General features: G+C 45.5%; 11 protein-coding genes and 1 pseudogene. 6 read left to right on the top strand and 6 right to left on the bottom strand.

The features are described 5' to 3' along the window. Positions 1-90: 90 nt before the first annotated feature. Positions 91-540: a hypothetical protein gene (locus tag IQ270_RS05115; RefSeq protein WP_193972166.1), complete on the top strand. Its 450-nt coding sequence runs from the start codon at positions 91-93 to the stop codon at positions 538-540. A gap of 152 nt (positions 541-692) precedes the next feature. Here IQ270_RS05115 and IQ270_RS05110 read toward each other — a convergent pair whose 3' ends face one another. From IQ270_RS05110 to folK, 4 genes are all read right to left on the bottom strand, one after another. Then, the gene (locus IQ270_RS05110; protein WP_193972165.1) at positions 693-1,367 is read right to left on the bottom strand and encodes a Uma2 family endonuclease; all 675 of its coding nucleotides are present in this window, start codon (positions 1,365-1,367) and stop codon (positions 693-695) included. A 343-nt stretch (positions 1,368-1,710) separates the two neighbouring features. Next, positions 1,711-3,177 (bottom strand): FAD-binding domain-containing protein, encoded by a 1,467-nt coding sequence (locus IQ270_RS05105; protein ID WP_193972164.1) that lies wholly within the window; start codon positions 3,175-3,177, stop codon positions 1,711-1,713. A gap of 97 nt (positions 3,178-3,274) precedes the next feature. Beyond that, on the bottom strand, positions 3,275-3,823 hold the full coding sequence (locus IQ270_RS05100) for an NUDIX hydrolase (RefSeq protein ID WP_193972163.1): 549 nt from the start codon (positions 3,821-3,823) through the stop codon (positions 3,275-3,277). Positions 3,824-3,901: 78 nt separating this feature from the next. After that, a complete protein-coding gene (gene folK / locus IQ270_RS05095) occupies positions 3,902-4,390 on the bottom strand; it encodes a 2-amino-4-hydroxy-6-hydroxymethyldihydropteridine diphosphokinase (RefSeq protein WP_193972162.1) in 489 nt (162 codons plus the stop codon). A gap of 156 nt (positions 4,391-4,546) precedes the next feature. Here folK and IQ270_RS05090 point away from each other — a divergent pair, with 156 nt between their 5' ends. Both IQ270_RS05090 and IQ270_RS05085 read left to right on the top strand, forming a co-directional pair. Further along, a complete protein-coding gene (locus IQ270_RS05090; RefSeq protein ID WP_193972161.1) occupies positions 4,547-5,014 on the top strand; it encodes a hypothetical protein in 468 nt (155 codons plus the stop codon). Between the two features lie 347 nt (positions 5,015-5,361). Beyond that, positions 5,362-7,713, top strand: coding sequence for a PhoX family phosphatase (locus tag IQ270_RS05085; RefSeq protein WP_193972160.1), 2,352 nt, complete (start codon positions 5,362-5,364; stop codon positions 7,711-7,713). Between the two features lie 208 nt (positions 7,714-7,921). Here IQ270_RS05085 and IQ270_RS05080 read toward each other — a convergent pair. Further along, a pseudogene (locus IQ270_RS05080) lies at positions 7,922-8,293 on the bottom strand (ATPase); the annotation flags it as partial. 271 nt (positions 8,294-8,564) lie between these two features. Between IQ270_RS05080 and IQ270_RS05075 the strand changes: the two are divergent. Next, positions 8,565-9,842, top strand: a complete 1,278-nt coding sequence (locus IQ270_RS05075) for a glycosyltransferase (RefSeq protein WP_193972159.1) — start codon at positions 8,565-8,567, stop codon at positions 9,840-9,842. Positions 9,843-9,928: 86 nt separating this feature from the next. Further along, positions 9,929-12,031, top strand: coding sequence for an SPFH domain-containing protein (locus IQ270_RS05070; RefSeq protein WP_228056092.1), 2,103 nt, complete (start codon positions 9,929-9,931; stop codon positions 12,029-12,031). Between the two features lie 225 nt (positions 12,032-12,256). Here the strand turns inward: IQ270_RS05070 and IQ270_RS05065 are convergent, their stop codons facing one another. Next, positions 12,257-12,688, bottom strand: a complete 432-nt coding sequence (locus IQ270_RS05065; protein ID WP_193972158.1) for a type II toxin-antitoxin system HigA family antitoxin — start codon at positions 12,686-12,688, stop codon at positions 12,257-12,259. A 97-nt stretch (positions 12,689-12,785) separates the two neighbouring features. On the opposite strand from IQ270_RS05065, the gene IQ270_RS05060 reads away from it, so the two are divergent. Further along, positions 12,786-13,070: a DUF2470 domain-containing protein gene (locus IQ270_RS05060; RefSeq protein ID WP_193972157.1), complete on the top strand. Its 285-nt coding sequence runs from the start codon at positions 12,786-12,788 to the stop codon at positions 13,068-13,070. The last annotated feature ends 66 nt before the right edge of the window (positions 13,071-13,136 follow it).

Here is a 13,136-nt window from a genome sequence, read left to right as displayed (position 1 = left end):
TCACATTAGCCCGTTCGGAACCGCTAATTATCCTCTACCGTCAAACAAGTGGAACCTTCCGCCATTGTGTTCGGATAAATAAGGATAAAAATGAAGATATGCTATCCGTGCGATCGCCCCAGACAGCGCCTTGGCTCGATCGCAATCCTAGCCCTAGGAATGATTTTAACTGCACCGGGGGCCCTTCGCAGCCAACCGCTACAAATTGCTCCAGGATTTCGCGAACCGCTGAGTGTTTCAGGAATCTCCGGCGGCCCGAACAATAGCGGCGAGTGCGGTTTCGTAGCCGCCGGGCCGAACCACGTCATCGAAGTAACGCAGGATTTACCTTACTGGAAAATTGCAGTACAAACAGCGGGAGCGCCGAGTTTGATGATTCAGGGGCCCAGGGGTAGTTTCTGCGTCCTACCGGCGAATGCTGCTGCGGGGAATGTAGAATTTTCCGGTTATGGGGACAAGGGAACTTATGTAATTTTCGTGGGCGATCGATCGCAAGGTCAACACCCTTACTCTCTCTCTATCACTCAACAGCGCAACTAAAAAAGCAATTAGATTGTAGCAAGTTGGTTAGTAGTAAGGACTTTAGTCCTCAAAGCGTGATCTCGTTTCCGGTTGCATCCCAATCATAAAATCGAGTCAACAGTTAACACTCAACCATTCAGTTTTTCGACCCGCCCGTCAACAGTCAACAGTCAACAATCACCTGACGGTGCAACCGGAATTGATAGGATTTGTTCTCTCACCCACTTGCGAAACAATCGGAGAGTTTGACTCGTGCCCGCTGTTTGACTTTGTTCGCAATATTCAGAAATAGCTTCAATAATTGGCAAATTGGGAAATGTTGGACTAATTGCCGATTCAACATATTTCCCATCTTCAAGCACATTAATTTGAAGTTGGTTATTTTCATAGCGCCAAATTTCCGGTACTCCCAGCGCCTCGTAAGCATCCAGTTGAGTCTTGGAAGTTAAATCCACTTCAATTGCTAAATCCGGCGGCGGATCGATACTTAAGTCAATGCGCTTTTTGCCAATCATTAAAGCGTAATTCTGGATGTAAAAACATTCATCCGGTTCAATTCCTTGCAACATACTTTTTCGCTTAAAAGTAGTTGAACCAAATGGTTCAAAGTCTATTTCAAGTTCCTCAAACAAAATTTTCACTAAATAGCCAATAATAATTTTAGCCTTCTCATGTTCTGGTAGCGGCATCCTAATCTCCAAAATTCCTTGACTGTAAGCTATTCTAGAGGCGCGGTGTTCTCCCAACTCCTCTAGAATAGCTTCAAATTCCTGCCAGTTGACATCGTTCAACAGCAGTCTATGTCCGGGCGGTACACTGATTTGTCTTAATTGCAGCGTTACCATTTCAACCTCCGATTTATATGACTTTATTATAACTTGTGGAATATTTTAAATTTTGCGATTCGATCGTTCGGACTTCAGTCCTCCCAGGTTCGATCGTTGGGACTTCAGTCCTCTCCGTTTTGGACAAAGAAGGGCTAAAGTCCTCAATACAAACCACAAGAAATTCAGTTTTATATGTTTGGATAAAGAAAAACTAAAGTCCTGACTACAAACCACAAGAAATTCAGTCCTATATGTTTGGATAAAGAAAAACTAAAGTCCTCACTACAAACCACAAATAATCTATATTAGACTTCTTGCAAAATAGTTAGGACGTTGCTCAGAGCAACGTCCCAAAATTTGATTAAAATGACTTTTCCAAGAAATCTGTTTTTTGCTGCTTAAAAAGTTCCTTAAACTTGCGCTGCTGCTCCTTGTGGTCTACAATCGGATCGGGATAATGAAGCAGTCGGCGTTCTATAGGTGAAATATTTCCTGTTAGCAAAAGTTTTGTATCAACTCGGCGCAATTCTGGAACCCAGTGCCGGATATATTCTCCTTCCGGGTCAAATTTCTGAGCTTGACTGGCGGGATTAAATATTCGCAAAGGTTTCGGATCCATACCGCTCGATGCGCTCCACTGCCAGCCCCCATTGTTAGCAGAAAGGTCGCCGTCAATCAAATTTTGCATGAAGTATTTTTCACCCCACTGCCAGTTAATAATTAAATCTTTTGTGAGGAAACTAGCGACTATCATCCGACAGCGATTGTGCATCCAACCAGTCTGATTTAACTGCCGCATTGCCGCATCGATAATCGGATAACCAGTTTTGCCCCTGCACCAAACTTGAAATAGTTTTTCATCGTTATCCCAAGGAAAGTTTTTGAATGCTTCACGGTAGGGCCCATCTGCTAATTCAGGGAAGTTATACATGGCGTGTTGGTAAAATTCCCGCCACGCTATTTCCTGTTGCCAAGTGCTAATGCTTGTGCGCGCTTCTTCGCTGCGACAAGTGTCCATTACTCTCTGGGTAGCTTGCCAAACTGTGCGGATACCAATTGCACCGAATTTGAGGGCTGCGCTGAGTTGCGATGTGCCATTAATTGCGGGAAAATTGCGCTGTTCTTGATATTGGTAAATTGCGATTTCGCAAAATTCTTCCAACTTTGCTCGCGCTGCATCTTCTCCGGGTTCTATTACTAACTGATTTTCCCAAGTAAATCCCAAACTAGATGCCGTTGGCAGTGTTTCTATTGCACCTGCTTGGTTGGCGATTTCTTGTTCTTGGGCGGTTAATCCGGTCACTAATTTCAGATAAGTTATCGGCAGTGTCTCTACTGGTTCAGCTTTGGGTTTGCTGTTCCAATTTTTCCAAAATGGTGTATAAACTGTGTAGGGTTGTCCTGCACCGCTGCGAATTTCATCTGGGGCGTGCAGGATTTGATCCCAGAAAATTTCAACTTTAATTACTGCTTGTTCGAGAGCTTTTGATACGCTTATATCTCGCTCTTTTGCATAGGGTTCAATATCCCGGTTCCAAAATACTGCTTTAGCATTGAGTGCCGTTGCTAATTTCGGTATTCCCAGACGCGGGTCATCTTGAATTATTAGTAATTGGCTGCCTGCTTCGCTGTAACGTGAGGAGAGTTTTTCCAAACAACCTATCATGTATGTGACACGGGCGGGCGCTACGTCATCGCGATCTAGTATATGGGTATCGAGACAAAAAATTCCGACTACTTTCGGGCTTTGCTGGCGCGCGGCAGCCAATCCGATGTTGTCAGAAATACGTAAATCTCGACGGTGCCAAAATAAAATTAAGTCTGACATTTGATTTGAGGTTTGAGATTTTTGTATGGTGCGTCGCGGCCACAATTCTAGTTGTTTATGACTGTATGTGAGCGACGCACCGTACCGCGATACTATTTTACATCAAAAAAGGGCGCGCTAGGAAAAAGCTAGAAATTGATTTTGCATCAATTGGTTCGCCTGCTAAGATAGCTTTTTCTAATTCCTCTGGAGTGAATAAAACTGTTTCCATGTCTTCATCATCGTCTTGTTCTGGCGGCTTTTCCAGCTTGACCAAATCTTGGGCTAAAAAAGCATAAATGATTTCGTCGGAGTAGCCCGGGGCGAGAAAAAATTTGCCTAATTCGTGCCATTTTCCGGCGCGATATCCGGTTTCTTCTTCGATTTCGCGTTTGATAGTTTCGGCGGGCTCTTCATTCAGTTCGATCGTCCCGGCGGGAAATTCTAAAATCCGCCCTTTGGCGGCGAACCGGTATTGCCGCACCAAGACGAGTTTACCTTCGGGGGTGACGGGAACTGCAAGTGCTCCGCCGGGGTGGCGAATACATTCCCAGTCGCCTTCGGAACCGTTGGGAAGGCGGAGGCTGGCTACGTCGAAGTTGAATTTGCGTCCTTGGTAAAACAGGCGCTGTTTGAGGAGTTGGGGCAGTTCTTTTCCTAATGGCATAAGCGAGAAGCGAATAATGTTTGATTGCACCGATTTAAGACATCATAGGCGATCGCAGTCCTGGATTTTGCTCAATTTCTACATTTTCATTTTTGCAACTCCTGAACAGTTTACCTTTTGCACGAGTTGGTCGATCGCACTTTTCGTCACTGGATGCACCCAATCCGGCGCAATTTCTGCTAAAGGTACTAATACAAAAGCTCTTTCGAGCATCCGGGGATGAGGTAAAGTCAGCGTCGGAGTTTCTAGGATTAAATTATCATATAGCAGCAAATCGAGGTCTAGGGTTCTCGGCCCCCATTTTTCGCGGCGAATCCGATTAAATTTTATTTCTATTGCTAATAAAGCTGCTAGCAATTGTTGTGGTTCTAGGGCAACTTCTAGGATGGCACAGGCGTTGATGTAATCGGGTTGGGGAGGCCCGACTGGGGCGGTTTGATACCAGCTAGAATGGGATTTTACTGTGATTTCTGGGGTGTTGTTGAGAGTGGCGATCGCGCTTTTGAGCGTGGCTAGGGAGTCGCCTAGGTTGCTGCCGAGGGCGATGGCGCATTTTGTTGATTTCATTGATTATTAGTTATTGGTTATTAGTTATTGGTTATTAGTTATTGGTTACTTTCTGAGTGACGCGGGAAAAGTTTTATTATCTTAATTTTAGCTTAATTTACGGTTAATCTTTATTGATTATCATTAATAAATGTCAATATTCAATTTACAAATATAATGAGTTTTCACCGTCGCCTCTTGTCTGCCGTTATTTTAGTAACTATCAATTTTACAGCAAATGTATCGCTCGGTTTAGCAGAAGCTAAGGAAACGTATCTTACCTTAAATTCGGACGATAGTCAATCTTTCACGGGTTTAGTTCAGCAGGCGGAAGATTTGGCGAAAGAGTCGATCGCCCAAGAATTCCAAAATAATCCCGAATTAACAGAAGTTACGGCGATCGTTACAGCCACTCGCAGCCGGCAAAGAGTTCCGGTTTTGCGATCGAGAGTATCCCGCAGCCAGTGGCAAAAAGATTCGAGAATCGAACAGTGGACTCGATATTTTGCGGATGCTAAATTGCTGCTGGGATTCAGAGACAGCAATGTTTCCCCCGCAAATTCCAGGCCTTCGCAAACCATTAATGTACCTGCACCGAGTCGATCGGCATCCCGACAAAACGATCCGGGTTTTCGAGATGATTGAGAAATTGGGAATTGGGAATTGGTCATTGGGGATTGGTCATTGGGGATTGGGGATTGGGGATTGGTAACAAACAAGCAATAACTAATAATATCTTCTGTGGTGGTGGAGCGACCACAATAAAATTGGTTTGTAGTGAGGACTTTAGTCCTCAGATTTTTAGAGGACTAAAGTCTTCATTACAAACATCTAGATTGCTGGTAATTGACCGGACATGATAGAACCAATAACCAATTGTTAACCAAAAGATTCCCCTACTTTAATTAACCTTGAGGTTAACTATCCTTAATTTAACAGTGATAAATTTTTAGGTAAATCACGATTAGGGATGTTGGGTTGAACAGGAATTTATGTCTAAAATAACTCGCCGACAACTGTTAATTTTCTTCGGTAGCAGTGCAGCTACCACTGTGCTTGCACCTCAACTAACTCAAAGATTATTAGGCATCAATTCCACTTCGGCCGAAGCTGTTGTAAGTCCCATATCTTTGACTCCGTTAAGACTACCTCATCCACTGCCAGTTTATCAAGAATTGCCGAGCTTTATGCCGATCGCCCCAAACGGACAGGGGACGGTAATGGCGGCATCGCAGAATACGAGATTAACCAGTTACAGCGTGGTTGACGATGTGGTTGTACCCCCAGAATACGAACGATATGTGATTCTCCGCTGGGGCGATCGAGTTTTCCCGAATCTGGCTGACTATTTCGGCTACAACAACGACTATACCGGTTTTGTAGGGATTCGCGGCAGTAATGACGACGGCTATCTCTGGGTAAACCACGAGTACGTATCTTTCCCGATGTCGAAAATCGCGCCGGATACGCCGTCAGATGTGGCCTCGTTCCCCGCAGCCGATCGCGCCGTCCTCGGTATAGACTTATCCGTAAAAAATCAAGCTACCCTCGGCGAATTTCTGTACAATCTCGGTGGTTCGATCGTCCGCATCACCAAACAAGCTGACGGAAAATTTAGGGCGATCGCCCGCGATCCCCTCAACCGACGCATTCACGGACTTTCCGGCCTCGGAATCAACAGCCAGCGCAGCGACAAATACAAAGATGTCACCTCCTGGGGAACCAGACAAGGCGACGACAAATATCTCACAGGTACGGGCCCCGCAGCCACCCAAGTCTTCGCTACCGTCAACAGCGACGGGCTCGGAAACCGCATCATCGGTACAGCCTACAACTGTTCCGGCGGCACAACCCCGTGGGGAACAATCCTCTCCGCCGAAGAAAACTTCCAAGGTAGCGAAGCATTTTTCGTGGGAGTCCAGGAAAGCGTCAAACCCAACGGCGGCCAAACCAGCTACGCCAAGGGCACTACGGGCGAAGAATTCGGCTTAGTCGGCGAAAAATACGGCTGGATGGTAGAAGTCGATCCCCAAGATCCGAATTTCCGCCCCCGCAAACACACCGCTTTAGGCCGTTTCCGCCACGAAAATGTGGCGATGCGCGCTGAAGCAGGCCGCAGGTTAGTAGTGTACATGGGGGACGATCGGCGCGGCGGACACACCTGGAAATTTGTCAGCAACGGTACTGTCACAAATCCCGCAGATAAAAGCAACAGCCGCTTATTGGAAGATGGCATTTTGTACGTCGCCCAATACAACCGCAACGGTGCAGGAAGATGGCTGCCGCTAGCAATCAATAGCCCGACGAATCCAGTCAGTCCTTCTAAAGTTGGCGAAGCGGAATTAGCAAGTTTTGGCAAAGCTCAAAGAGATGCTAATACTCGCTTGCCCAAACGCAGCGGAATTGCAGCTCAAACAGAAGACGGCGGTTCTTTTGTAGTAGATACAACTAATGAAGCAACAGCACTTCCCGGCTACAGAAATAAAACTCTTGCTAATTTCTATGCCAGCCAAGGTGCGATTTTAGTTGATGCCTTTTTAGCTGCTAATTTAATCGGCGGTACTCCAACGGCACGGCCTGAAGATTTGGAAGTGAATCCTACTACTAAGGAAGTTTTCATTGCTTATACGGACGGCGCACCCGGTAGCGACGGTTATCCAGATTCCCGCATTTTTACTGTTGCTAAATACACTGCGGCCCTCAATAGCACTCAGCAGTCGGGAGGAATTTACAAAATAATTGAAGATAGTTCCGACGGTGCGGGTTCGACATTCCGCTGGCAGCGTTTTGTTCAAGGTGGAGAAGCGGGTGCGGTAGCTGGCGCGGGATTTGCTAGTGTAGACAATTTGGCTTTTGACACTCAAGGTAATATTTGGGGTGTCACTGATATGTCTACGAGCACGCACAACGGTTTTGATGTTGGTGCTGCTGGGAAGCCAAATGCGATCGACCACAAAAAGACTGGAAATATCTCGGATTTTACGGGTGTTTTCGGCAACAATTGGCTGTTTTACATTCCGACTTCCGGGCCGAATGCAGGTAGTGTAATTCCGTTTGCTCAAGGCCCGAACCGCTGCGAAATGACAGGGCCGACTTTTGTGGGAGATACGCTGGTGATTTCGGTGCAGCATCCTGGGGAAGATTGTCCGATCGATGATGGTACTGTACTGAGTCGGCAAATTGAAATGTTGGATTTGAGCGGTGCTGTTTTCAATCAAACTCGGGCTGTTTCGCGCGGGAGTTTGTGGCCGAGCAATATCTCGAATGATTCGCGCCGATCGCCGATGCCCTCGGTGATTGGAATTCGCCGCGTGCGAACAAGTCCCACTGGCCAGTTTGTTTAAATATGACTTACGATTGAAGCCGTAGAAACCGGGTTTTTTGCCCAGATATGTCGTCGCAGTCGGCAGATTAGGTAAAAAACCCGGTTTCTCGATCGATACTGTTTGTAGTGATGGTTTTATGGCCGGAAATGATATCATATCAAATCCGTTGATATCGGAATTATTATCTCTCTGTTCTCTTCCTCTGTGTCCTCTGCGCTCTCTGCGGTTAAATCATTCCAATGATATACTGCCTCAACACAGGTGGCAGAGTGTAACTACTTTCTTGTTGCTCTATCAAGCAGCGTCGCGATAGAGATTGCAGCGCATTTACCAAATCTGACAGCCCGATTGTATCATTTTCGAGCAATTTTGTGCGGTTGACTGGCTGACTTTCTTTCGCCAACAAAGAGATTACTTGTTTTTCTAGTTCCGAAAGGCGATCGAACTGCATCTGTAAAACATCTTTCAAATCTGACGGCAACAATATGGTATCATTTGGTAATAACTGATTCACGCCTCCTCCCAATTCTTGAATCAGAGTCGCCACGCTTTTTAACCATAGGGGGTTGCCTTGGTAGCGGTGAATGAGTGCTTCAGACATACTTAAATACTGCGAGAAAATCCTTAACTTATTGGAACAGGAAACTAGATAGCAGACAGATCGCCCGATCGCGCATCAAGAGCGAGATCCCTTTGTTGTTTCTGATGAGCGAGATCCTAAAAAAAAAGAGCGATCGCCCATAAGTCAAGAAATCATGTACACCTATATACCGATACTAAAAAGTTTAGGGCAACTGCAAAAAAAGGTTAATATAAAAAAAATTAACTTGCTTTATAAGTTAAATTAAATTCATGGGGAGCCTTTACTAATGACCCATTTCGGCATTATCTGTCCCGCCGACACCGGCCACCTCAACGTCATGATGCCTTTAGGAAACGAACTGTTGCGCCGAGGCCATCGAGTCACAGTAGTGGGCTTCCTCGATGCTAGACCGAAAGCCTTAGCTAGCGGATTAGAATTTCAGTCATTAGCTGAAGATGAATTTCCCCTAGGCTCAAACGTAGAAGAGTTTGCCCAACGAGGAAAACTTAGCGGACTGGATGCTTTGAAACATACTCTTCAAGCAGTGCAGAAAAGATTAGCTGTTATCGTCAGAGATGCGCCAAAAACTATTAAACAAGCTGGTATAGAAGCTCTACTCGTAGACCAAGTTTCAATTGAAGGAGGAACAATTGCAGATTTTCTCAACCTTCCTTTTATCACTGTTTGCGGTGCCTTAATTTTGAATCGAGAACCAAACATTCCTCCCATTTGCACTACTTGGCAATACAATCCAACTTGGAAAGGGCGCTTACGCAATAAAATCGGCTTTCGGTTAGTCGAACAGCTTGCAAAACCAATTCGCAAGACGATCGCCCAATATCGCGAAGAGTGGAAATTACCTCTCTACTCTCACCCGAATGATTATTACTCTAAACTCGCTCAAATCAGCCAGCAACCGCCTGAATTTGATTTTCCTCGGCAAAATTTACCGCCGCATTTCCATTTCGTCGGTCATTTTCACAATCCTGCACTGCGCCAATCAGTACCTTTTCCTTTTGAACGATTAACTGGGAAACCATTAATTTATGCCTCTATGGGAACTATTCAAAATCGCTTGTTGGAGGTATTTCAAACGATCGCCTCTGCTTGTGAAGGGTTAGACGCTCAATTGGCGATCGATCTCGGCGGAGGTGCGACTCCAGAATCCTTACCAAAATTGCCGGGAAATCCAATAGTTGTTGGCTATGCACCGCAATTAGAACTGCTGCAAAAAGCCACTCTCACGATTACGCACGCTGGGATGAATACAACTTTGGAATCGTTGAGTAATGGAGTACCATTAGTGGCAATTCCTGTGGCGAACGACCAGCCTGGAGTCGCTGCACGTATTGCTTACACGGGTGTTGGCGAAGTTGTTACATTGAAGGAATTGAGCGTTGCCAAACTGCGATCGGCAATTGTAAAAGTGCTGGCCCAAGAGTCGTATAAACAAAGGGCGATCGCCCTCCAAGAGGCAATTGCGCGATCGGGCGGAACTAAGCACGCTGCTGATATTATTGAACAGGTTGTATTGACTGGAAAACCTGTTTTAGCTCAAAAATAACCGCAGAGTTTCAATAAGTTTTATGTAGGCACTGGGAATCAAGCTTAAGCTAGATGTAATAACACTCTATAGCTTGTAAGAAAAAAATGCTTTATTCACTTTTGCCTAAATCTCAACTCAAAGTTCGGGTTTTAAAACAATTAGCAGCCGCTGTTTCGGCTTCTTTAGCCCTCAGTGCAATTACCACTTTGAAACCCTCGCCGATATTAGCAGCTAGCGATATCCCTCCCCCAAGTCAAACCTCGACTCAGCTAGCAGCAAAACCCGATTCTAGCTTGCAGCTAGGGCAGTTGCGTACCACTGTTCCCGTGCAGACAATGCAGCTCGATGGAGGTGGATTTATCCCGATCGCGATCGGCAGTATGATAATTATTCTAGTGCTGCCTTTATTTTTTGGCGGATTAGTCGTAATTGGCGATCGCGAAGTGGGAATTGTCAGTAAAAAGTTTAGCTTCGGCGGCAAGTCTTTGCCACCAGGAGATTTAATTGCCTTAAACTCAGAAGCGGGATATCAAGCTGACACTTTGCCCCCCGGCTGGCACTGGGGTTATTGGCCCATACAGTACAGCGTCCGCAAAGAATCTCTGACTGTGGTTCCCCAAGGCGAAATTGCCCTGATTATCGCAGCAGGCGGCGCATCAATTCCACCACAACGAATCCTCGGCAAATACACAGAATGCGACAACTTTCAAGATGCTCGCAAATTCCTGAAAGAAGGCGGGGAAAAAGGCAGACAATTAGGTATTTTAACAGGCGGCAGCTATCGAATCAACACGGCATTGTTTACCGTAATTACAGCAGCAAATGCTCCCAAACACGGAATGACAGCCGAACACTTAAAGCTGTACAAAATTGCCCCAGATAAAGTGGGAATTGTCACAACTTTTGACGGCGTTCCGATTCAAGATGGCGAAATTGCCGGCCCGATTATTCCGAACCACGACAACTTCCAAAACGCGCAAAAATTTATCACCGGCGGCGGGCGGCGCGGCTTGCAGGAACAGGTTTTGCTTTCCGGTTCGTGGAACTTGAATCCTTGGTTTGTCGGGATCGAGCAAGTCGCAATGACCGAAATCCCGATCGGCTATGTCGGCGCGGTGATTTCCTATGTCGGCAAAACCTCGGAAGATGTCAGCGGCGCTGCTTTCACCCACGGAAATTTAGTAAATGTCGGCAACAAAGGCGTTTGGGTAACACCTCTTTATCCGGGCAAACATCCGCTGAATACTCGCATTTTGAAAGTAGAATTAGTGCCGACTACTAATATAGTATTGAATTGGTCTAGTAAAACAGAACGGCACAGTTACGATTCTCAACTTTCATCTTTAACCGTGCGTTCTAGAGACGGTTTTGCCTTCGATTTAGAAGTAGCTCAAATTATTCACGTTGGAGCTTTGGATGCTCCGAAAGTCATCTCTCGCGTCGGTTCGATGCAGAATTTAGTAGACCACGTTTTGCAGCCGACAATCGGCAATTATTTCCGCAACTCTGCTCAAGCTTATTCTGTATTAGATTTTCTATCGGCAAGAAGCGGCAGACAAGCGGAAGCCGCCGAGTATATCAAAGCAGCTTTGCGTACCTACGACGTGCAAGCAATTGATACTTTGATCGGGGATATTTTGCCGCCCGCAGAGTTGATGCAAACTCAAACCGATCGCAAAATTGCAGAAGAACAATGCAAGACTTATGAAGTGCAGCAATTAGCGCAAACTCAGCGCCAACAATTAGTGCGAGAAACAGCTTTAGCTGAGATCCAGCAAGAGATGGTAAAATCCGAGCAAGGCGTGAAGATTTCTGAGTTAAAAGCGAATTCCCAGGTGAAACAAGCTCAAGGCGAAGCTGAGTCGATTCGGGTGAAGGGAAATGCTCAAGCTGAAGCTTATCGAGCGGGTGTTGTGGCTTTGGGCGGTTCTGGTTATACAGCTTTGCAGTTAATGCAAATTATAGGCGATCGCAACGTGCGAGTTGTGCCGGATGTTGCGGTTAGCGGGAATGGTAGCGGCGGCGGTTTGGTTGACGGTTTGCTGGGAATGATGATGTGGAATCAAACGGGCAAAAATGGCGAGAATGGCGGGGAATTGCCGATAGTTAAGTTGGAAAAATCGCAGCCTGTTGCTGTAGAAAATTTTCCTGATTTACCAGTAGCTAAACTGCATTCAAGCAACCAAGCAACAAGTAGCGAAGCCTGATATCAAATCCTCTCTTCATCGGAATGCTTCAGATATATATTCTCTCCCTCTGTGTACTCTGTGTTCTCTGTGGTTAAATCATTCCGATACCAGCGGAAACGATATGAGACTTTCCATGAGACTGAGATTGATTCGCTGTTTGATGAATTGCCATTTGACGACAAATATTTTAGTTAGGTTGTGTAGTTTGTAGTGAGAACGATCGTCCTATATGAAAGCTTTTAGTCAATAAAGACGAAATTTCTTACTACAAACAACTTTATGCAGTGGAAAGAAAACAGCCGGCGAGACGCTGAAAAAATCTGCAAGTTTTTGTATATGTTCGGTGGTAAGTTGACGCTTTTCATGGAGGATATCAGAGACAATAGACTCGGTTTTAAAAATAGGAACTAGGTCTTTTTGTCTTAGTTCAAATTCTTCGATCAAAGCCTTTAATAGTTCTATGCCGTAAATGTCAGGTATGGGTTCTAAAGTTTGCTCATACTCATAAACCAGGGTTCCTAGTACGTTTAGATAGTCGCGTTCGTCTGGAGTCAGTTCGCCTTTATCCAACAGAGAGTCGATCGCTTCTTGAGTTGCCATTAACTCCTCCTCACCAGTTATGGGTCGGGGAGGAAATGTTTTGAGTAGTTCGATATAAGCGCTAGAGTTGTTCATGTGATTGTTCGTTATTAAAAACAATATTATCATTTATACTCTCTGTTACGACAAATCGCAGTACAATCGATCGCAATATTGCATATGAGGAATCCCCATGTCAGAACAGTTTTCCACTGAGATTAGCGATCGCATCTGCACTCACATGAACGACGATCACGCTAGCGCCGTAGTTTTGTACGCTCAAGCCTATGGCGGCAAACCAGAGGCGACATCCGCTCAAATGCTCGCGATTGATGCCAACGGCATGGATTTAACCGCTCAAGTCAATGACGAAACAGTGCCTGTAAGAGTAAATTTCGATCGCACTTTAACAGACGCCGAAGATGCTCATCACACCCTCATTGAGATGGTGAAACAAGCCCGAAAAGTTGCTAACTAGCGAAATTATCCCTATTCTGTTATAATTTCAAGGTGCGTTCGTAGTACGGACTTTAGTTTGTTTAAA

This window comes from Microcoleus sp. LEGE 07076 (assembly GCF_015207455.1).
Taxonomy (GTDB): domain Bacteria; phylum Cyanobacteriota; class Cyanobacteriia; order Cyanobacteriales; family Microcoleaceae; genus Microcoleus.
This window is presented reverse-complemented; position numbering and strand designations above follow the sequence as displayed.